At 34.7% G+C, this 21,562-nt stretch carries 20 protein-coding genes; 1 reads left to right on the forward strand and 19 read right to left on the reverse strand.

The genetic code is table 11. The annotated features are described in order from the left end of the window. Positions 1 to 12 precede the first annotated feature (12 nt). From Q2T46_RS04710 to galT, 4 genes are read right to left on the reverse strand one after another with little or no spacing between them, the layout of a single operon-like run. On the reverse strand, positions 13 to 1,203 hold the full coding sequence (locus Q2T46_RS04710) for an ROK family transcriptional regulator (protein WP_303265811.1): 1,191 nt from the start codon (positions 1,201 to 1,203) through the stop codon (positions 13 to 15). Between the two features lie 14 nt (positions 1,204 to 1,217). Beyond that, entirely contained in the window at positions 1,218 to 2,204 is a 987-nt protein-coding gene (galE, locus tag Q2T46_RS04715; RefSeq protein WP_303264058.1) for a UDP-glucose 4-epimerase GalE, read from the reverse strand. Between the two features lie 15 nt (positions 2,205 to 2,219). Beyond that, positions 2,220 to 3,383: a galactokinase gene (locus Q2T46_RS04720; protein WP_303264057.1), complete on the reverse strand. Its 1,164-nt coding sequence runs from the start codon at positions 3,381 to 3,383 to the stop codon at positions 2,220 to 2,222. Positions 3,384 to 3,400: 17 nt separating this feature from the next. Next, positions 3,401 to 4,960, reverse strand: coding sequence for a UDP-glucose--hexose-1-phosphate uridylyltransferase (gene galT / locus Q2T46_RS04725; protein WP_303265810.1), 1,560 nt, complete (start codon positions 4,958 to 4,960; stop codon positions 3,401 to 3,403). A 281-nt stretch (positions 4,961 to 5,241) separates the two neighbouring features. Between galT and Q2T46_RS04730 the strand changes: the two genes are divergently transcribed. Beyond that, complete coding sequence (locus Q2T46_RS04730) at positions 5,242 to 5,589, forward strand: nucleotidyltransferase domain-containing protein (RefSeq protein ID WP_303264056.1); 348 nt, start codon at positions 5,242 to 5,244, stop codon at positions 5,587 to 5,589. Positions 5,590 to 5,630: 41 nt separating this feature from the next. On the opposite strand, the gene Q2T46_RS04735 is transcribed toward Q2T46_RS04730, so the two are convergent. The 15 genes from Q2T46_RS04735 to Q2T46_RS04805 all read right to left on the reverse strand — a co-directional run bounded on the left by Q2T46_RS04735 (position 5,631) and on the right by Q2T46_RS04805 (position 21,541). Next, positions 5,631 to 5,990: a hypothetical protein gene (locus Q2T46_RS04735; RefSeq protein ID WP_303264055.1), complete on the reverse strand. Its 360-nt coding sequence runs from the start codon at positions 5,988 to 5,990 to the stop codon at positions 5,631 to 5,633. Positions 5,991 to 6,055: 65 nt separating this feature from the next. After that, positions 6,056 to 6,283 carry a hypothetical protein gene (locus tag Q2T46_RS04740; RefSeq protein WP_013297206.1) on the reverse strand — a complete coding sequence of 76 codons (228 nt, stop codon included), beginning with the start codon at positions 6,281 to 6,283 and terminating at the stop codon, positions 6,056 to 6,058. Positions 6,284 to 6,332: 49 nt separating this feature from the next. After that, positions 6,333 to 6,464, reverse strand: coding sequence for a hypothetical protein (locus tag Q2T46_RS04745; protein WP_303264054.1), 132 nt, complete (start codon positions 6,462 to 6,464; stop codon positions 6,333 to 6,335). Between the two features lie 19 nt (positions 6,465 to 6,483). Next, positions 6,484 to 6,654, reverse strand: coding sequence for a hypothetical protein (locus Q2T46_RS04750; protein WP_311062349.1), 171 nt, complete (start codon positions 6,652 to 6,654; stop codon positions 6,484 to 6,486). A gap of 41 nt (positions 6,655 to 6,695) precedes the next feature. Beyond that, positions 6,696 to 7,982 (reverse strand): sn-glycerol-1-phosphate dehydrogenase, encoded by a 1,287-nt coding sequence (locus Q2T46_RS04755; RefSeq protein WP_303264052.1) that lies wholly within the window; start codon positions 7,980 to 7,982, stop codon positions 6,696 to 6,698. Continuing rightward, entirely contained in the window at positions 7,979 to 9,091 is a 1,113-nt protein-coding gene (locus Q2T46_RS04760; RefSeq protein WP_303264051.1) for a GntR family transcriptional regulator, read from the reverse strand. The genes Q2T46_RS04755 and Q2T46_RS04760 overlap by 4 nt, the downstream gene beginning before the upstream one ends. A gap of 192 nt (positions 9,092 to 9,283) precedes the next feature. After that, complete coding sequence (locus Q2T46_RS04765; protein WP_303264050.1) at positions 9,284 to 10,765, reverse strand: L-fucose/L-arabinose isomerase family protein; 1,482 nt, start codon at positions 10,763 to 10,765, stop codon at positions 9,284 to 9,286. A 36-nt stretch (positions 10,766 to 10,801) separates the two neighbouring features. After that, positions 10,802 to 11,443 (reverse strand): L-ribulose-5-phosphate 4-epimerase, encoded by a 642-nt coding sequence (locus Q2T46_RS04770; protein WP_303264049.1) that lies wholly within the window; start codon positions 11,441 to 11,443, stop codon positions 10,802 to 10,804. Continuing rightward, positions 11,412 to 13,106 carry a ribulokinase gene (locus Q2T46_RS04775; protein WP_303264048.1) on the reverse strand — a complete coding sequence of 565 codons (1,695 nt, stop codon included), beginning with the start codon at positions 13,104 to 13,106 and terminating at the stop codon, positions 11,412 to 11,414. The genes Q2T46_RS04770 and Q2T46_RS04775 overlap by 32 nt, the downstream gene beginning before the upstream one ends. A 13-nt stretch (positions 13,107 to 13,119) precedes the next feature. Next, a complete protein-coding gene (locus tag Q2T46_RS04780) occupies positions 13,120 to 14,517 on the reverse strand; it encodes an L-fucose/L-arabinose isomerase family protein (RefSeq protein ID WP_303264047.1) in 1,398 nt (465 codons plus the stop codon). 175 nt (positions 14,518 to 14,692) lie between these two features. Further along, positions 14,693 to 16,108: an arabinan endo-1,5-alpha-L-arabinosidase gene (locus Q2T46_RS04785; protein WP_303264046.1), complete on the reverse strand. Its 1,416-nt coding sequence runs from the start codon at positions 16,106 to 16,108 to the stop codon at positions 14,693 to 14,695. A 29-nt stretch (positions 16,109 to 16,137) separates the two neighbouring features. Further along, positions 16,138 to 18,087: a glycoside hydrolase family 127 protein gene (locus Q2T46_RS04790; protein WP_303264045.1), complete on the reverse strand. Its 1,950-nt coding sequence runs from the start codon at positions 18,085 to 18,087 to the stop codon at positions 16,138 to 16,140. Between the two features lie 77 nt (positions 18,088 to 18,164). Further along, positions 18,165 to 19,679, reverse strand: coding sequence for an alpha-N-arabinofuranosidase (locus Q2T46_RS04795; RefSeq protein ID WP_303264044.1), 1,515 nt, complete (start codon positions 19,677 to 19,679; stop codon positions 18,165 to 18,167). Positions 19,680 to 19,724: 45 nt separating this feature from the next. After that, entirely contained in the window at positions 19,725 to 20,630 is a 906-nt protein-coding gene (locus tag Q2T46_RS04800) for a carbohydrate ABC transporter permease (RefSeq protein ID WP_245301108.1), read from the reverse strand. A 2-nt stretch (positions 20,631 to 20,632) separates the two neighbouring features. After that, entirely contained in the window at positions 20,633 to 21,541 is a 909-nt protein-coding gene (locus Q2T46_RS04805) for a carbohydrate ABC transporter permease (RefSeq protein ID WP_015311081.1), read from the reverse strand. Between the last annotated feature and the right edge of the window lie 21 nt (positions 21,542 to 21,562).

The raw sequence follows: 21,562 nt of genomic DNA on the forward strand, positions 1-21,562 counted from the left end.
TATTAGATAGTATTACAAAATACTATCTAATATTATATTTGATATGCCCATTAGTGCCGTATTGTAATCTGGATTTGAAAAGGCAATGCTGCAAGATGAATAATTTGCTTCAAAAGATCTCTTTTTGATAGTCTCCAATACCACATCTTCTATAAACTTTCGACCTCTTACTATCCCACCTGATATAAGCACTAGCTCTGGACTAAAGACATTGACTATATTTGCAATGCCTATGCCTAAGTAAATGGCGATCTTGTCTAATTCGGACAAGGCAACTTCGTCGCCTTCTTCTGCGGCTTTATATATAAACCTGGTGGTTATATTTTCTAAATCTCCATTGACGTATTCAGATACAATGGAATAAGATCCCTCTTTTATCCTTTTTACTACATTGTTTACCAACGCTTTCTCAGATGCCAAAGCCTCAAAGCAGCCATAATTACCGCAACTGCACTTGGGACCGGCAACATCAATCGTTGTATGGCCTATCTCACCAGCCATGTCGTTAATTCCTCTGTATATTTTACCATCCAATATTATTGTGGAACCTATTCCATGTCCGACTTTTAAAAACACAACATTGCCGACATTTTTAGCAATTCCGTTGTAGAATTCGCCTAAAGCCATTGCTCTTACGTCATTTTCAACAAACGTAGGGATACCAAATTCTTTTTCCATCATGTCTTTTATAGGAACGTTTCTCCATCCTATGTTTGGAGAAAACACAGATATGCCTTCACTTGATTTTACAGGGCCCCTTACGACAATGCCAATTCCAGCTATTTCCTTGTTTGAAATATCTTTTAAATGCCTTATTCTGTCAAACAAAAGTTTGAATATGCTTTCCGCATCTTCTTTTTTTATGCTGTCAACCTGTGATTCTCTTATGTTTAGCTCTGCATCTAATAGATATTCTTCCATTATATCCGTGCCAATTATTATAACAATGAGATCAAATGCCTCATTGTTGATTTTTAAGATAACAGGAGGTCTGCCACCGCTGGATTCTCCTAATTTGTCTTCTTTCACAAGCCCGTCTTCTAAAAGCTTATTTATGATATTTGTAACTGTAGGTGGCGTCAAATTTGTTATTTTAGCTATTTCAGATCTTGATACATATTTATTATGGCGTATCACATTTAATATAAGGCTTTCATTCATGCCTTTTAATAATTTGTAACTTACTGGAATCAAATCCGCCAACATTACCACCTCAATTAATCATTAAATCCATTAGGATGTGATTTATGCCATTTCCAAGCACTATCTATTATCTCTTCAAGAGTGTCATGTTGAGGATTCCATCCCAACTCATTTATAATCTTCTCTGATGATGCTACCAACTTTGCAGGGTCTCCAGGACGCCTTGCAACAACCTTTGCTGGTATGGGATGTCCCGTCACCCTTCTTGCTGCATCAATCACCTCATTTACAGTGAAGCCTTCCCCATTTCCAAGATTGTATATTGCGCTGCTATTATCCCGTCTCAATTTGTTTAATGCCAAGATATGGGCATCTGCAAGATCTGTAACATGAATATAATCTCTTATGCAAGTTCCATCCTTTGTTTCGTAATCTTCGCCAAAAACATTTATTAAATCCCTTTTCCCTAACGGGACCTGCAAAATAAGCGGTATCAGATGTGTTTCAGGATTATGATCTTCACCTATCATTCCGCTTTCATCTGCACCAGCCACATTAAAATACCTTAGAACAACATATTTTATACCATAGGCGTTGTCGCACCATTTAAGCATTTTCTCAACAGCTAATTTCGTTTCACCATATGGATTTGTGGGAACTGTACTGTCTTCTTCCTTAATAGGTATTCTTTCAGGCTCTCCATACGTTGCAGCCGTTGATGAAAAAACTATCTTATCAACACCAAACTCAAACATTTTCTTTAATAAGCACATCGTTCCATACACGTTGTTTTCATAATAATCCAATGGCTTACCGACGCTTTCTCCCACAAGGGAAAAGGCTGCAAAGTCTATGACAGCTTCTATATCATTTTGTTCGAAAATTTTGTCCATAAATTCGCTGTCCCTAAGATCGCCAATGTAAAGCTTACCTCCAAGTACAGCTTTTTTATGCCCTGTTATCAAGTTGTCAACTACTATTACATCTTCTCCTCTTTTAAAGAGTTCATAAGCAGTATGACTGCCGATGTATCCGGCACCACCGCATACTAAAATAGCCATAAAATTATCCCCTTTCTACTTAATTTTGATTTCTTTTGCTCCATCTCCAACTCCCGTCACATACATAGATGGTTCATAGCCTATTTTTTCTTTGTATCCATTCGTCACTTCTTTAATAAAATCTTCTACAAATTCTTCCTTGACAATACTTACGGTACAGCCACCAAATCCAGCACCTGTCATTCTAGAGCCTAAAACATAATCTAGCTTAAGTGCTTCATCGACTAAAGTATCCAATTCTTTGCCAGTAACTTCATAGTCATCTCTTAATGAATTGTGAGATTCTACCATTAGCTGTCCAAACCTTTCAATATCATTGTTTTTCAACGCCTCAACAGCATCCAAAACTCTCTCATCTTCTGTCACAACATGTCTTGCTCTCTTTAATAATACATCATCCGGTATCAAGTATTTGTACTTATCGAATTCTTCCAGTGTAACCTGTCCAAGATTGTCTACATCCAATTCTTTCTTAAGATAGCTTAAAGCCATCTCACATTGACTTCTTCTTTCGTTGTACTTAGAATCCTGAAGCCCCCTTCTCTTGTTTGTATTTGATATAACTATCCTGTAACCATCTAATTTAAGTGGAACGTATTTATAATCAATTGTATCACATTTTAAAAATATAGCATAGTCGGCTTTACCCATTCCTACAGCAAATTGATCCATTATGCCGCAATTGACGCCAACAAAGTTATTTTCAGCTTTTTGACAGAGCTTTACCAATTTGACTCTGTCAATTCCCAAATTTAAAATTTCATTCATAGCCACACCAGTCACAAGCTCTATCGATGCAGAAGAAGAAAGTCCTGCTCCATTTGGTATGTTCCCTTCGTACAACGCTTCAAACCCTTTTAGCTTATAACCTTCATCTTGCAAAACTTTCAATACACCTTTTGGATAATTTGCCCAGTCATCTTTTCTATCGTATACTAAATCGTTTATGTCTACCTCAACTTTTAGGTCGAAATTCAATGAAGAAAGGCGAACTTTTCCATCGTCTCTCATTCTTACTGCCATATACGTTCCAAAGTCAAGTGCGCATGGGAACACATAACCACCATTGTAGTCTGTATGCTCCCCGATTAAATTTACCCTTCCCGGTGAATAAAATAGCCTCACTCCATCACTGCTTCCATAGATTCTTTTAAATTCTTCCAAAACCTTTGTTGCCATTTAATTCCTCTCCTTTATTAAATTTTTTTAAAATGTATGCTGTTTAAAAACTTATCAAATGCCATTTTTCCTCTCTCATCTCGTTTAAATACACCTGCATCAAGCAGCACTTTTAAGAAGATTTCACCTACTTCATCTTTTAATACAACTTCTGCTTCTTCTTTTTTAAGATTCACACCGTATTTATCTACAAGCTCATCAATCCATGGTATGTGCTTAAAAAGCAAATCATCTTCAGAAATCTTATCTTTGTCGTATTTTCTATCACCAGACAATATCATTTCTATTTCATCAAGTTCTTTTTTAAGCCTTCCAGGAAGCACAGCAAGTCCCATCACTTCAATCAACCCTATATTTTCCTTCTTTACATGGTGGAGTTCCTCATGTGGATGAAATATGCCATATGGATATTCATCAGTAGTCCTGTTGTTCCTCAAGACTAAATCCATCTCATACTGCCCATCCTTATTTTTCCTTGCTATAGGAGTTATCGTATTGTGGAGCACTTTTTCTCCATCTTTTATGCTGTACGATAATATGTCTACAGATGGGTCGCTATAACCTCTCCATGCTTTAAGTATCATTGAAGAAACTTCAATTAATTCATCTCTATTTTTGCTTGACAATCGTATAACTGATAAAGGCCACTTTAAAATACCTGCTTTTACATCTTTATACGATTCATTTCTATAATGCTTAACTACAGGTGCTTCTTCCATAGGAAATACATGACGCCCACCTTGAAAATGCTCATGTGACAAAATTGAGCCACCTACTATAGGTAAGTCAGCATTAGAACCAATAAAATAGTGTGGAAATTGGTCTATAAAGTCCAACAATCTGATAAATGTCTTTTCTGATATTTGCATCGGAACATGTTTTTCGTAAAACAATATGCAATGCTCATTGTAGTATACATAAGGCGAATACTGAAAATACCACTGCTCACCCGCAACAGTGACAGGTATCACCCTGTGGTTTTGTCTTGCTGGATGGTTCAAATTGCCACTAAAGCCTACATTTTCAAGGCACAAAAGGCATCTAGGATAATTTGTCTGCTTCATCAGTTTTGCAGCAGCAATGTCTTTTGGATCCTTTTCTGGTTTTGACAGATTTATAGTTATTTCAAGGCTGCCATAATCAGTATCAGCTCTCCAATATTTATTTCTTGCTATCCTATCCATGCGGATGTAATATGAATCCTTTGATAAACTATAAAAGTAATTTGTAGCTTCCTTTATTCCTTTATATTTCTTTAACTCATTAAACTTTCTTATAACCTCAGACTCTCTAGGCATCAACAACCCCATTATCCTGGTGTCAAACAAGTCTCTATTTGTTATTGTATTTTCTTTGATTAATCCTCTTTCATACGCGAAGTCTAAAAGAGGATTAAGTATTTCATGAGGATCATCTAAATCCACATCGCCAATAGTACCACTGTATGGCTCACTTATACCAAATAAATCCAGTAGCGAATTTCGGCATTGTATATAATCCAAATCTTCTATAATGCCATGCTTTAATGCATAAATAAGCAATTCTTCTATTTTTAGTGAAGCGGTATTAACATCCATTGCACACAATCCTTTCATATTCATTGTCATCCTAATAACATAATACTACATTCCTCTACTTTTTTCAATATTTTAATAAAGTCAATATATATGAAAAAAAGCCCAACGTTTAGTTGGGTTTTATAAGAATTCCTGTTGGATAATTTTATTTACTTGCTTCAAGTACAGTCGTATTCTATAATAATTTATAGAGGGTATTATTAATTGTAATATATCCCTCATAATATCCTATTTAAACTGTAAAATAATAATAATGATTATGAAAAATGGCAGGTGATTAAATGAATATTCAAAATAAATCTGATCTCGAGAAAATAAAAAATATAATTCTCAATAACCTTGATGTTGACAAAATATATCTTTTCGGATCATATGCTTATGGCACACCATCAGAAGAGAGCGATTATGACATATTTGTAATTATACCTGACAACAGTATTCGACCAATAGAAGCTATGCAGCTTTTAGGCGATTTATTATATAAAGTACAAACAAAACCAATTGATTTAATTGTATCTAAATCAAGCGATTTTAATAGCCGCAGGCACCTCCCTACGCTTGAGAGAAAAATTGCAAGAGATGGGGTATTATTATATGAAAAAAATAGACATAGTCAAAGAATGGCTTAACTTTTCTAAAAAAAGCCCAACGGTTAGTTGGGTTTTATGAATCATTCAACAGTTTTTAATCTACTTAATTGGCTTTCTAACATCTCAATCCTGTTTTTGAGTTCATTAACTTCTTTTACAGCCTTTTCTCTCTCTTCTTCTAAGCTGTCTATTTCACTTTGATATAAGTTTTCGTCTTCCATGTCATTTGTTTCATTATCGTTGAACATTTTTGCTATTCTGTCTTTTCCTTTATTAATTACAGAAGATGCTTTATCAGCCATATTATAAGTGCTTTTCATGCTATTTACCAGTACAGGCTTTACCTTTTCTTTTGCTTTAGGAAATAAGATAAAACTTAATGCGGCAACACCAATTCCCCAGAAAAAGCTTCTACTTCCTAACATTTTAGCGATACCCATTGAAGTTTCCTCCCTTCATAGGTTCTTTTATTATTTTATCCCGTTTACAGTATAATATTAAATCGCTATTTACCAAATATGAGTGTTCTTGCAATAGATTTATATAAATCCTTTGCCTGGTGTTTTTCGCTCATCTTTACAGCATATTGCAAAAAATCGTTAATAGTTTCTTGCCATAATTTTACAATTTCATTTTTCGTAGACTTATCCTTCGCGTACTCTGCAAAAGATATATCAACCGTCTGACGTAATATTTTCGAAGCTTCTTCGAATCTTTTCCTCATTTCTTCCATCAGAAATAATCCTCCTTGATGAATATTTATAAACTTTTTTTCATATTTTCTACAAAAATTTTTTACCTTCCAGTGCAGCAGAACTGTATATTTTATCTATGCCTAATTCATAAGCTACTCTTTCCATAGATTCCTTACCATCACCTGATAATATATAATTATCATCCACGCCTAATGGCATTATAGATTTTAAAGCTTCCTTATCGATTTTTCATTATTGTCAGCGCAATCGGATGTATAATGCCATTTTTTATTGATGCAGCTATTCTTAATATATGTTCTCTATCATAATTTGATGACGGTAAAATTTCACTTACAATTGGTTTACCTTCTGTCAATGTGCCTATAGTACTTGTAAGTTCTGTTATCACAAGCAGAATATAAAAAATAAAGAATTGAGGCAAATAAGCTCTCAATTCTTTATTGCTAAATCTAATATTCTATCTAAGTTTATATCTTCTGCAAGTCTCAATATTGTATATCTTTTCCTCATCTCTTTCGCATTCAGCAAAATATTTTTAAGTTCGCTTTTCTGCAAACCTAAATATGATATATCAGATGGTGCTTCAACATAATTTAAAAGCTCATCTATATAATCACTTGATGGCACATTTTCTGATACCCATGTTTTCATCGTATCCCAATTCTTAAGTATGCGCTCTTGTCTCGCTTTCCGTAATTTCTCGTTAATATAATAATAATCAATATCTTTAAAAACTTCATAAGCCAATGGACCAAAGTTATTCTTAATTCTCGATTCAAATTCCTCTCTTGTTTCATGTTTTTTTTCTGTCATCATTTTTTTAACTTCATCTTTATCCAGTGAAAATACGATATTGTACAACTTGACAGAAATTTTTGTCATTATGCCTACCTTTGCACCATGTGAATGCTGAATATCACCGCTTAAAAGCTCTTTCATCTCGATGAAATGTGACAGATGATGCTCTGCCCCCGAAGCAGGCCTTGAATTTCCAAACTTAAGCATTGAAAGTCCCGACAATATCAATGCTCCCATTAACTTCTTAATAGCTTTTTCATCTTTGCTTTTTAAGTTTTTACTCACTTCTATACACTCATTTAAAGACTTTCTCGTATCTTCTGCAATTTCTTTTGAATAATCTTCTTTTGTTATAATACTGCTTATATACCAGTCTGCTAAAGATGTAAATTTGCCGATTATATCACCAAAGCCAGATGTTATCATGTCATAAGGAGCATCTTTTAGCACTTTAGTATCTCCTACTATGAATAAAGGGTACGTAGCATCGTACGTCCTTTTAAACCCATTTACAATAAGTGGAGACACTGATGACGCATATCCATCCATTGACGGTGCCGTTGCTACAATGCCGTAAGGTATCTTTGTCTTGCTGCTTACAAATTTCACAATATCGTTTATGGTCCCAGAGCCAACAGCAATCATCATTTCAACTTTGTTTTCCAGTGACGTCAGCACTTCTCCAACTGCTCTTTCATCAGGTACTAGATTACCTTCCCTATTTAACATACATAACAATACGTCAAAATTTTTATCTATCAATATATCTCTTAATAGTGAACCTGCAGCCTTATAAGTATTTTTATCGCATACAATCAGTACGCAATACTTAATCCCTAAGCTATTCAATATATCAGGAACATCGTATAAGGCATTACTGCTAATTTGTATCTCCTTTATCTTTGCACCATCATTCATCGCACTTCCTCCAATTCGATCTCCTTAGTAGAATTCCTAATCCTTATTTCAGGCTTTATACATATATTCACAGGCTTATTAAAAGCTTTCTTTCCTTTACCTATAAGTTCAAACAAAGTTGAAGCAGCAAGCCTTCCCATCTCTTCTTTAGGATGTATGATAGACGTAAGTTTTACATTGGAAAGCTCTGCATAATCAGAATCATCAAAGCTTACGATTGAAATATCATCAGGCACATTGTAGCCTAATTCTCTTATTGGGTCTAATATCCACATGGCGATTTGATCGTTGTAGCTGACAATGGCCGTCGGCTTATTGACCCACTTTGAATATATCTCGTATATTTTTTCTCTCGGCTTTGTCTTCATCTCTTCTGTCGTGTAAAAGATTATGTTGTCTTCCTTGATTTTAATATTGTTTTCCCTCAGTGCCTTCACATACCCTTTGTACCTATTAAGGCCCTGATTGTCATCGCTTTTAAATATGCCTATGATATTCCTGTGTCCAAGCTTTATAAGATGGTCTGTTGCCATGTATCCGCCGCCTTCATCATCTTGAATGATGTAAGATGGGTTTAATTCTTCATAAAAGCTATTTATAAAGATGTACGGTATCCCCTTGTTTTTCAACTCATCAAAATAATTTAGATTTATATGTGGTAAGGCGCTTTTTGTAGGCTCAATGATCAATCCTCTGATGTCTTTCGCAAGGATGTTTTCTAATATATCCATTTCAGTCTCAATGCGGTTATTTGTATTAAAAAGCAATATTGAATATCCATTCTTAGCCAGTATTTGGTCAATTCCTTTTATGATCCTAGGAAATATATAATCATTTATATACGTCGTTATAACCGCAATATTTTTATTATCATAGCTTTTCACAGAATTTCTATCGGCGCAAAAAGTCCCAAGACCTTGCTTTCTATAAAGCCAGCCTTCATTTTCAAGATCATCAAGTGCTTTCCTTATAGTGTGTCTGCTTACTCCAAACTTTGCCATAAGCTCACTTTCAGTCGGCAGCGGATCATCTATGTTTATATTGTTTTTTATTATTAAATTTGTAATATAATCTTTTACAATTTGATATTTTGGCACATTTTCTTCCAAAATCAAACATCCTCCCTCACATCATATCTACCTATCTACCTATATATAATTATATCGCTTACTTAGAATATTACTAAATCTCAAATCTGACAAAATATTTATTAAATATTCGTCACAATTATTTTACCTTTAAAATAAGGTAATAAAATTATCACCTGAAATTATCTCAACAGGTGATAATTTAAAAACATCTTATTTAAATGGGTTCTCGTTTTTGTACAACATTGAAGCTGGCTGATTAAATGAAACATCGTCTACGCCTAATAACTTCATGGCAGCGTACAAAACTTTACCAGCATGTTTAAACGCAACTCCAACATGATGCGGAAAATTCTTTTCTATCAATACATGTCTGTAAAAGCGCGCCATCTCTTTTACCGCAAATACTCCAATGCTGCCAAAAGACATAGGATCTATATCCAGCACTTCACCTTCTGCGACGTAACTTCTAAGCTTCGTATCTGCAGTGCTTTGAAGCCTAAACAGAGTTATATCACCAGGTCTTATAGTACCCTCCAATGTACCTCTCGTTATGTCAGGCTCTTTATCAGGCTCTAATAACCTGTGCATTATTCTCTGATACTTCATAGAGAAATTTTTCATCATGCAACTACTGGTATTCCCGCAGTGAAATCCCATAAAAAGATCGCTATTTTTATAATCACCTATGATTTCTTTATTGCTTTCGTACATATCTTTGGGCACTGTATTGTTTATGTCAAGAAGCGTAGCTGGCAAGTCTGTAGCGCATGTTATAATGTACTCGCTAAGTGCTCCATAAATGTCTGTCTCACAAGCCACAGGTATGCCATTTGCCGCAAGCCTTGAATTTACAAAGCATGGAACAAATCCAAATTGAGTCTGAAATGCTGGCCAGCACTTGTTTGCAAACACAACGTACTCCGATGCACCTATATTTTTTTCTACCCAATCCTTTAATGTAAGTTCATACTGAGCAAGTTTTGGCAATATGCCGCTGTACTTATTTCCTACGCCTAACTCTTTTTCCATGTCTTCTACAACATCTGGAATCCTTTTATCATCCTTATGATTGTTAAATGATTCAAATAGATCTAATTCTGAGTTCTCCATTATCTCAATTCCTAAGTCATACAAAGGCTTTATAGGAGCGTTGCAAGCAAGAAAATCCTGCGGTCTTGGACCAAAGCTCATTATTTTTAGCTTCTTAAGTCCAAGTACCACTCTTGAAATATTTTTAAAATCTGATATCATATCAGCTATTTCATCTGCATAACCAACCGGATATTCCGGTATATAAACCCTTAAATTCCTTAAATTTATGTTGTACGATGCATTAAGCATCCCACAATACGCATCTCCACGTCCATCGTAAAGATTGTCCTTCGTCTCCTCCGCTGCGGCTACAAACATCACTGGACCATCAAACTTTTGGGCAAGCATCGTCTCAGGACCTTCCGGTCCAAAGTTGCCAAGGTATATGACAAGCGCATTTACACCTAAGTCGTAAGCTTCCTTCAGTGCATTCATTGCATCTATTTCATTTTCTACAGTTGTGGTGATTTCATTTATAGACATGCCTTTTTCAATACATGCTTTTACTACCGCATTTCTTCTTTTTTCACTTAAAGTGATTGGAAAACAATCCCTGCTGGTAGCTACAATTCCTACTTTAACTTCTGGTATGTTTATCATGCAAAATCCTCCTTCATTAAACTGACATCATATTTTTCATTGACCGTATTTTGTAAGATATCTCTCATGAGCTCTTTTCACTTCTTCATCTGGTATCACATCAGGTGTACCTAAAAGCAGTGATAAGTGCACTGTCTTAGCCGTATCTTCTACCATCACTGCAGCTTTTAAAGCTGCTTCAGGTGAATTGCCAATGGTAAAAACGCCGTGATTTTTCATAAGTATTGCAGGACTTTCCCCTATATAATCTACGATAGCTTTCCCTATTTCTTCTCCACCAATCTTCGCATAAGGTCCTACAGGAATTGCGCACCCAAACTCGTCTGCAATAGCTGTAAGATAAACTGGAATTGACCGGCCAAGTGCTGCAAAACTAGTAGCATACGGTGAATGTGTATGGACAATGCCATTTACATCATTCCTATGTTTATAAACATATAGATGTGTTGCTGTATCAACAGAAGGCTTTAACTCGCCCTCTTCAACATTGCCATCTAAATCCACAACAACCATGTCATCTGGAGTCATATCATCGTACAAAACCCCGCTAGGCTTAATGACGACAAGACCTGTATCAGGATCTCTACCGCTTACATTGCCGCTTGTCATTGTCACTAAATTGTTTTTAGGAAGCATCATATTCATTTTATATACACGTTGTTTTAGGTTCTCTAACATCTGAAACCACCTCTTTTATGTTTTTAAGCCTCTTCATCACATCATTTGCCCCTCTTCCAAAGTAATCATGAAGCAGTTTGTACTCCTGGAAGAGCTTCTCGTAAATTTCCACATTCTCTGAAATAGGCTTGAATGTCTCGTCTTTTAACTTTGGTATGACTTTAGCTGCTTCAAATATACTGTCAAAACCGCCATTTTCCTTTCCTGCCGCAACTGCACCAAACATTGCTGCACCTAACGCAGGTGTCTGGTTGGACTTAGAAACTTTTATCTCTAAGTTTGTCACATCAGCGTATATCTGCATAAGCATCGGATTTTTTTCAGGAAGTCCGCCACATGCGTAAAGCTCATCTATCTTTATGCCATACTCATTGAATGTATCTATTATCATACGTGTACCAAATGCTGTTGACTCTATCAAAGCCCTGTATATCTCTTCAGGTTTTGTCCTAAGAGTCAATCCTAAAATCAAACCAGTAAGATCCGCATCAACTAAGACAGACCTATTTCCATTAAGCCAATCAAGTGCCAGAAGACCACTTTCACCCGGTTTTAACTTTGAGGCTTTTTCTGTCAAAAGCTGATGTACAGATACGCCTCTTTCTTGGGCTTCTTTTTTGTAATCATCTGGAACGCAATTATCTACAAACCACGCAAATATATCCCCTACCGCTGACTGTCCAGCTTCATATCCATAAAATCCTGGTACAATGCCATCTTCAACAACTCCGCACATTCCCTGAACTTCGACTTCCTTATCACCTAAAACTACATGGCATATAGATGTACCCATTATCATAACCATCTTTCCTGGAGATGCTACACCTACTGCAGGAAGCGAAACATGTGCATCAACATTGCCAACAGCAACAGCAATACCGGGTTTCAAACCAATCATCTCAGCCATTTCCTTAGTTAATTCTCCTGCTTTTGTGCCTAAAGGATATATGTCTCTTGACAGCTTTTCATCTACTACATTCTCAAGTCTTTCATCTAACGCCTTAAAAAATTCTTTTGAAGGGTATCCCTTTCTCTTGTGCCAAATCGCTTTATACCCTGCTGTACAGCTATTTCTCCTTTCATTGCCAGTAAGCTTCAATATGACCCAATCAGTTGCTTCTATGAATTTATCTGCTTCTTCGTAGATATCTGGTGCTTCATTTAAGATCTGCCATATCTTTGGTATCAGCCATTCAGAGGAAATTTTTCCACCATACCTTGCTAAGAAATCCTCGCCTCTTTCCGATGCTATTTTATTTAGCATATTTGCCTCCGGCTGGGCTGCATGATGCTTCCACAGCTTGACATACGCATGGGGATTTGATTTATATTCTGGTAAATCACATAAAGGTGTACCATCTTTTTTTATAGGAAGCATCGTACATGCTGTAAAGTCTATGCCAATCCCCACAACATCATCTTTATTTATTCCAGACTTTATTATCACATCTGGAATTATCTTTTTCAAAACTTCTATATAATCATCAGGATGCTCTAATGCCCAATCCTGCGGCAATACTGTCCCGTCTGGAAGTCTCTCATCCATGACGCCATGCGGATAGTTCATCGTTGAAGAAGCTACTTCCTCTGCTGTATCAAGATTTAAAAGCAATGCCCTTGCGGATTCTGTGCCATAGTCAATACCTATTGAAAATTTTGCCATGTCATCAACCCCTTTACACTTCAACATACTCGATATCTAATAACTCGCATAAAAGCTTCCATCTTTTAGTAGCATCACCTAATGTCAAACATTGATGATGTGTGCCACCATTCTTAAGCCAACCGTTTAAGCACTCTCTAACTCCATTATCAGGTTTAAAATGGAAATAAGGCATTTCTATATTCTTTGCTTCTTCTGTATCTAAAATTTCCCCTTTTGCGACAACAAGTCTATATTTTTCACCTTCTAAAGACACAAGAGATGCAAGTGTTGCAATACCAGGTTGAGCCATAAAAACAACTGTCGGAGGATTATCAAGCTTTCCTATGCCAAGCTCTCTATCGACTAATCTTATAGGCCTGTCTTTTCTAGCTATCTTCCAATTGCCCTCTCCCATGTGGCTCATCAAAATCGAATCTCTCTTAAAATCCATCGCATACATCTCAGTAAAATGTGCATCACCTATCAATACATGGCCTGCTGCCACTAGGCTTGCTGTAACTACATCACCTTCTGCCGCATAGCCATATCCTTCTGCCATCAAGTTTGATGCTGCCATCATGTGTATCTGTTTAAACCTTCCATCGCCTTTGAATACATCAAAATGGGCACTAAAGCCAGTGTATCCTTTATCCTCAAGCAATTTCTTAAATCCTATTTGAAGCCTTGCAGCATACCTGTGGCTCTCCTCACTTAATTCAGGATCTATATAAAAGTTCTCCTTGTTTTCCTCTATTACTTTGTCGATTTCTTCATTTGTCGCTTCTTCCATGTATCTAAAAACTTGGCCAATATACTCTTGGTTTATTTGCGGCCCTATTTTCCTTGTAAAAGCCGCATCATCTCCCATTATGTCATACATGCCATGCATTCTTCCAAATTGTGCAATCTTCATATTCCTCAAGGCTTTCACTGTCTTTACAGTTTTAGCCCAATCATTCACAAAATCTTTAAATTCCTCAGAGTGCCAATCCTCTGTTATGATTGGACATGTTATACCCATTCTCAAGATAATATTTGAAGTATCCTGTGCACCGTGAACACCTTGATTGTATGTCAAGTCCCCCATATCCCAATCGTCTGTCACAGTGCTTTCTGGCTGTATATTTGCCAGCATAATTGGAAGCCTATTATTTCTTAGAGCATTCACAAGATTTGTAGCAGGCCCGTATGTCAGCATCACGATCATTATTCCATCAAGATCTTTATCATTGAATTCCTTAACTATCCTTTCTATATCATTTCTGTTTTTTGCAGCACCGGGAAAATAAAAAACAGCAATATCACCTAATCTACTTATAACCTGTTGTGCATACATCTCTTGCCTTTCAGTGATACCGGGTAGCATATCATCGTATAACTCCTGCATAATACCTAAAAAACCTATCCTGGGCTTTTCATCTTTGTACACAATAATCACTCCTTTGGATTTATTTAAAGCACTATTATATATTCGTATATCATATTTTGTATATTTAAATGTACGTACATTTATATTATTTATATTCTACATACTATCAAAAATTCCTGCTAATAGATAAAACTTTTTATCTCTTTTATATCTGTATAAAAAACTTATTAGCTAATTATTTAGATTTTTTATCCATTTTACCCCATATTGCTGTGCCAGTTTGATCGTAGCCTGTAAATACTAAAGTTGGATTCCAATTTTCCCAATCCCAGGCTGGAATAATTTTAGCCGTTTCAATCCAATATTGTCCTTTCTGTACATGGTCTGGATCATAAAAATATAATTTAATTGTATTTTTACCACTAAGTTCCCAATGATCTTTACTATCATTTGTGTTAATTTTACCATTTCTAAGTAATTCAATCTTAGTAGATGTTATTTCCGAATTAACATTTTTATCAAGCTCTATAATTTCCCATTTCCCGATTATCTCATTTTTATCTATTTGCTGCTCAGTCTCCCCTGCATAACGTTCTGGTGAAACCATAGGCCACCCATCATCTGACCACAATATTTTCCTTACATGTAGATACGGCCAATTTGTATCTTTTTCTCCTCTTGCATGATGGATAATATAATAATTATTTCCATCTACTAGTACAGAATTATGTCCTGGTGCTATCCAGCCATCATTTCCATCAAATTTATAACTTCCTAAGATTTTTGTGCCACTATCAACGTTTGTATCTGTCATTAAATTGCCATTAAAGTCCACATATGGTCCATCTATGTTGTCAGAACGTGATACTCTAACATTATAGTCACTAAACAGCGAATCAAAAGATGTGAATAAATAATATTTTTTCTGTTGTTTATTGTATATAATGTATGGTCCTTCAATTGCATCTGCACCATTACGCCTCGCAATTAATTTTGGTGTAGCATTGTTCAATAATTTTCCCGTCTTTGGATCAAGCTGTACTATGTATATTCCCCCAAAAAAGGATCCAAAATCCATCCACATAGTACCATCAGCAGCGTATACAATATTAGGATCTAAAGCATTCCATTCATCACCCTGTTGAGATTTAAATACAGCCCCTTGATCTTGCCAAGGCCCTTCTATTGATTTGCTTGTTGCCAAACCTATAAATGACTGATTCGTGCCAAACGTTGATGCTACATAATATAAATAATACGTATCACCAATTTTAGTAACGTCTGGTGCCCACAAATTTGTTGCATCAGTCCACTCTTCAGCTTCTTTTGGCACTCCATCTAAAGCATATCCGACCCATTGCCAATGAATCAAATCCTTAGATTTTCGTACTTGTATTCCCGCACGTGGTGTTCCACCTACTTTCACATCTGTAGAAAAAATATAATACCAATCTCCATCTTTAAAAATCGATGGATCATGAACATTCATTGTTCCCCATTTTGATTCGTCATTTATTATGGATGTATCATAAAGATCATCTCTAGGAGGTTCTTTGGGATATACTATGGTTGTTTTCGAACTACTGCTAGAACATGCTGACATAATTACACTTAATAAACCTGTCAAAATTAGAAATACTATTCGTTTCACTATACCACACCCTCGTATAAATTTAATACTTATCTTTCCCTTACCCAAACTTCCATTTCTCCAGGCGCACGATTTGCCCATGCAAAATATGGCACAAATCTTATCCTTGTTTTTTCATAAGAAACTTTTACGTCAGATTTGTACAATTCATCATTCCAATCATTATATTTCTCTCTAAAAGCATCCGTTTCAATAACGCATACATCATTTAAATCTTTATCTTTTTTTATTTCAAACTTACTATCAGTTGGTAATACGATATTATTTAAATTTTTACCATTATCAACTTCTTCAAGACAATAAACAATCGGTCCTCTTTGAATAGCAACTTTACCCTCATCTTCTCTTACATTAGGATTAGCTTTTATCCTCATAACAGGCATTGAAAAATATATTTCTACCTTATCATGTTTCCATATGCGACTAATTTTCGTATATCCTTTCATCGTAACACTATTCAAATCAATTTCTTCATTATTAACTTTGATTTTAGCCTCTTTGCACCAACCAGGTATTCTCAAAGATAATGTAAATTCTGTTTCTTCTTCACAATCAACTTCTATATCTATTTTCTCATCCCATGGATATTGGGTACTCTGCTTAATATTTACTTGACTTTCTGAAATTTTTTCTTTTAATTCGCTATCAACATATAAATGAACAAATATCTCTTTATTTTTCTTAGAATATATATATTTACCTAACGATGTCAGCAATCTCGCAATATTAGGTGGGCAACATGCACATCCAAACCATGGCTGCCTTGTATATTTTACATGCGACTTAACTTTGTTCTTTTCACAAGCTTCTGGCCATACTTCAAGTGGATTTACATAAAAGAATTTTTTTCCATCTAATGTCATTCCACTTATTACTGTATTATACAAAGCTCTCTCCATTACATCAGAATATTGATTATCAGGATCAATCTGTAACATCCTATGCGCAAAAAATACAAGTCCGACAGACGCGCATGTCTCCGAATAATTAGTATCATTTGGAAGATCATAATCAAAAGTTAAAGACTCCCCTATCGACATAGAGCCAATACTTCCTGTAATATACATTCTCTTTTTCGTTAAATTATCCCATAATCTCTTGCAAGCATCAATTAGGCTTTGATCCCCTATCTCTAATGCAACATCAGCCATCCCTGAATATAAGTAAACAGCTCTAACTGCATGTCCTTCAGCTGTAGTTTGTTCTCTTACAGGTAAATGCACTTGAAAATATCTTTCTCCCAATTCTCCCCGTATATTATGAATATTCCTTATTCCTCTATTGTAAGTGTAAGCTTCTATTTCAAAATAAAGCGGCTTCTTTCCACGTTCATCAATAAAATATCTACTCAGATTTAAATATCTTTTCTCGTTAGTAACCCTATATAATTTTACCAATGCTAACTCGATTTCCTCATGCCCCGGATAACCTTTTTTCTTGTGTGGTTCTGGACCAAATACAGAATCTATGTGATCAGCAAAGCGACATGCTACATCAAGCAATTTTTTCTTTCCTGTCGCCTCATAATAAGCAACTGCTGCTTCTATCAAATGACCTGCACAATACAGCTCATGACAATCTCTTAAATTCGTCCATTTTTTATCAGGTTCTTTAATTGTAAAATAAGTATTTAAATAGCCGTCACTTTGTTGAACTTTTGCAATCAATTCAATAACATCATCAGCAGTTTTTTCTAATTCCGTATCCGGAAATACAATTAAACTATAGCTAACTGCTTCAAGCCATTTATACAAATCACTATCTTGAAATACCATTCCAGCAAATTCGCCTTGTGCTTCACCTGCTGCTATCTTGAAATTTTTAATTACATGGCTAGGTTCAGCATCAGGAACACGATCATTTAATGCTTCCCATTGATATGGTATCATCGCATCTTTTATCAGTTTTATATAATATGACCAAAAACCTTTATTAATTGAAATCTGTTTCAATGATATGAAATTTTGATTATTAATCATTGTCGCCACCATACCTTTTTACAAACTTTAGTTTATGGATAACCAAAAACATTATTATTTTGGTTATCCATAAAAAATTATTTTTTAACTTTTTCCAACCGAATAACATTCCATGATAATCTAGGCAAAATCACCTTTACCAATCCATCTTCAATTACAACATCATTTTTACTATGAGGAACAACATTGTCTGGATTTTCTTTTGTATTAGTTGCTTTTATATCATTATTTTCAAGTACTATATGCTCGATAAATCTATAATTTTCAAAACCTTTTAATTCACATTCAAAAAGCATCGAATCATCTTTGTCTCTATTTACAGCAAATATTGTAATCTCATCATTTTCATCATTTGTTACGGCAGTAGATTCCAAAAATGGTACATCGCTGAAATCTTTACTATCATATTTGGGAGAGTCGATAACAGATGCTAATACTTCCCCTCTGCCATAAGTAGAAGCATGTAAATAAGGATAATAAATTGTTTGGCGCCATGCTTTACCTCCTTTTTCAGTCATTATAGGTGCAATAACATTTACAAGTTGTGCTAAACATGCTATTTTCACTCGATCAGCATGTTTAAGTAACGTTATAAGCATACAGCCAACTAAAAGTGCATCTTCAAATGTATATACATCTTCTAACAATGGTGGGGCTATAGTCCAAGGTTCTATTTTCTTATCATTTTCTCTTGAGTGAAACCATACATTCCATTCATCAAATGAAATATTAATTGTCTTTCTGCTTCTTTTTTTAGCCTTTACATAATCAGCAGTAGATACAACTGCTTTAATAAATGCATCCATATCTAAGGATTTTGCTAAAAAATTTTCAATATCATTTTCTTCATTCCCATAATAAGTATGCATTGATATATAGTCTACGTAGTCATACGTGTGTTCAAGAACAGTTGCTTCCCACTGTCCAAAAGTTGGCATACTGCTATTTGAGCTTCCACATGCCACTAATTCAATTGATGGATCAACTATTTTCATTACTTTTGCAGCTTCACAAGCAATTCTACCATACTCATCAGCCGTTTTATGCCCTATTTGCCATGGTCCATCCATTTCATTACCTAAATTCCATAATTTTATATTATGTGGTTCTTTATAGCCATGTGATTTTCTTAAATCACTCCAATAAGATCCTTCTCGAATGTTACAGTATTCTACTATATTTCTTGCTGCATCTATTCCTCTAGTTCCCAAATTGATTGCCATCATAATTTCTGTATTAGCTTTCTTAGCCCAATCCGAAAATTCATTAATGCCAATCTGATTTGTTTCCAAAGAACTCCATGCTAATTCTAACCTTTTCGGTCTTTTTTCTTTAGGCCCTATACCATCTTCCCAATTATACCCCGAAACAAAATTTCCTCCCGGATAACGCACAATTGGAACTTTTAATTCTTTAACTAATTCTATTACATCTTTTCGAAAACCCATTTCATCCGCTTCTTTATGATCTGGTTCATAAATACCATCATAAACTGCACGCCCTAAATGTTCAATAAACGATCCATAGATACGTTTATCTACTTTACTTATTTTGAAATCTTTATCCAAAATCATTTTTGCCTTCTTCTGCATTCAAATCTCCTCCTGTTTTTTATTAATATTTTTTGACAAAATTTATTATCCTTTAATTCCACCTACAGTCAGTCCTGACATAAATGCTTCTTGGTTAATTAAATATATTATCACTATTGGTAATATTGATAATACTGAACCTGACAACAATACACTATAGTTACTTTCATAAGGCGTTAGTAACGACATTAATCCAACAGGGAGTGTAAACATTTGATCAGTACGCATAACAATTAAAGGCCACAAAAAATTGTTCCAATTTCCCAATGCTACAAGTATTGTCATTGCCCCAAATGCTGGTATCATTAATGGAGCCATTACTCTCCAAAATATGCCAAATTCAGTGCACCCATCTATTCTCGCTGCATCCATAAAATCTTTAGACAGTCCTGCTGCATATTGCCTAAAAAAGAAAACCGCAGTAGGGGATACCACACCTGGTAAAATAACGCCCCAATAAGTATTTAATAAATTTAGTGAAACCATTAATTTATACATAGGCAATAAAAGCATTTCCATAGGTACCATCATTATAAATAAAACTAATGTAAATATTAAATTTCTTCCTCTAAATTGATAAACAGCCAGTCCATATCCTACCATTGATGATAATAGCAACGTCAAAATCGTTCCTAAAATTGTAATGATAAGACTATTTTTATACCATGACAAATACAAGCCTCCTTGACTTCCAAACAAACTAATATAATTTTTCAAATTCATAACTTTTAAATTTATTGTTGCATCAAGTCCTGTTGTAAACAACTGATCCGCTGGTTTGAACGAACTAACAATTAAATAATATAAAGGAAATAAAGCAATTATGCTCAATACAACAAAAAACGCAACAATAAAGAATCTACCTATTATATTTCTTGCAAATAAATTATTCTTATAGCTAGAATCATTATATTTTTCTTTACTGCCAATATTTGAAGCATGGGATTCCATATTTAAACCTCCTCTTTCTTATACAAACCAAAAAATCTTAGCTGAATTATATTAATTATCAAAACTATGGCTAATAACACTACTCCAATTGCACACCCAAGTCCTAAATTGCCATTTTCAAATGCTTGCTGGTATAAATATGCTACTATGGTTAAACCAGAATCTTGAGGTGAATGTGTTCCCCAAAAAATATAAGATTCAGTAAACATTGCGAATCCACCAAATATACTAATTGTCAACACATAAATAATTACTGGCTTCAAAAGAGGGATAGTTATATATAAAAATTTTGAAAAAGTTCCTGCTCCATCAATTTCTGCTGATTCATATAAATCTTTTGGTATGCTTTGTAAACCAGATAAAAAATATACAATATTCACTCCAGTCCATCTCCATGTAGCTAAAAGAACAAGTAAAAACATTGCAACATTAACATCACGCAGCCAAGTTTTTGGTGCCATTCCAAAAATTTTAATAAAACTATTTGCAGGCGAAAGTTGTGGATCTCCAAAAATCAAACTAAATACTATACCCGCTACTACTGCAGATGTTAAAATCGGAATAAAAAGCGCCGCTCTAAAAAATTTTTTTCCAATTAACTTTTCCGAATTTAATAAAACCGCCAAAATTAAAGGAAACGGAATTAAAATAAGTAATGTCCAAAATGTATAACGTGTGCTATTCCATAAAGCAGTGTAAAAATGATAATTAAGTAGACTTTTATAATTTTGAAATCCAACAAATTCTACTTGATTAGGACCTATTATATTTTCAAAACTCATTACAAAAGCATTTATAAAAGGATATAAAAAGAATAATAAAAATGTTATCAAAAATGGTAATACAAAGAAATATGGTGCCCATTTTGGAGTGTATAATATATCAGTCAAGAAATTTTTCCTTTTACCCATTTATGATTTTCTCCTTTCAAC

Origin of the sequence: Thermoanaerobacterium sp. CMT5567-10 (genome assembly GCF_030534315.2) — a bacterium.
In the GTDB taxonomy this organism is placed as follows: Bacteria; Bacillota; Thermoanaerobacteria; order Thermoanaerobacterales; family Thermoanaerobacteraceae; genus Thermoanaerobacterium.

Excerpts from the sequence above, each read along its gene's own strand:
- galE (WP_303264058.1), bottom strand. The coding sequence starts at position 2,204 with ATGGCTATTTTAGTATGCGGTGGTGCCGGATACATCGGCAGTCATACT.
- Q2T46_RS04720 (WP_303264057.1), bottom strand. The coding sequence starts at position 3,383 with ATGGCAACAAAGGTTTTGGAAGAATTTAAAAGAATCTATGGAAGCAGT.
- Q2T46_RS04745 (WP_303264054.1), bottom strand. The coding sequence starts at position 6,464 with ATGCCATTAGGCGTGGATGATAATTATATATTATCAGGTGATGGTAAG.
- Q2T46_RS04805 (WP_015311081.1), bottom strand. The coding sequence starts at position 21,541 with ATGGGTAAAAGGAAAAATTTCTTGACTGATATATTATACACTCCAAAA.
- Q2T46_RS04790 (WP_303264045.1), bottom strand. The coding sequence starts at position 18,087 with ATGATTAATAATCAAAATTTCATATCATTGAAACAGATTTCAATTAAT.
- Q2T46_RS04730 (WP_303264056.1), top strand. The coding sequence starts at position 5,242 with ATGAATATTCAAAATAAATCTGATCTCGAGAAAATAAAAAATATAATT.
- Q2T46_RS04800 (WP_245301108.1), bottom strand. The coding sequence starts at position 20,630 with ATGGAATCCCATGCTTCAAATATTGGCAGTAAAGAAAAATATAATGAT.
- Q2T46_RS04755 (WP_303264052.1), bottom strand. The coding sequence starts at position 7,982 with ATGAATGATGGTGCAAAGATAAAGGAGATACAAATTAGCAGTAATGCC.
- Q2T46_RS04795 (WP_303264044.1), bottom strand. The coding sequence starts at position 19,679 with ATGCAGAAGAAGGCAAAAATGATTTTGGATAAAGATTTCAAAATAAGT.
- Q2T46_RS04740 (WP_013297206.1), bottom strand. The coding sequence starts at position 6,283 with ATGGAAGAAATGAGGAAAAGATTCGAAGAAGCTTCGAAAATATTACGT.
- Q2T46_RS04775 (WP_303264048.1), bottom strand. The coding sequence starts at position 13,106 with ATGGCAAAATTTTCAATAGGTATTGACTATGGCACAGAATCCGCAAGG.
- galT (WP_303265810.1), bottom strand. The coding sequence starts at position 4,960 with ATGGATGTTAATACCGCTTCACTAAAAATAGAAGAATTGCTTATTTAT.
- Q2T46_RS04735 (WP_303264055.1), bottom strand. The coding sequence starts at position 5,990 with ATGGGTATCGCTAAAATGTTAGGAAGTAGAAGCTTTTTCTGGGGAATT.
- Q2T46_RS04765 (WP_303264050.1), bottom strand. The coding sequence starts at position 10,765 with ATGATAAACATACCAGAAGTTAAAGTAGGAATTGTAGCTACCAGCAGG.
- Q2T46_RS04770 (WP_303264049.1), bottom strand. The coding sequence starts at position 11,443 with ATGTTAGAGAACCTAAAACAACGTGTATATAAAATGAATATGATGCTT.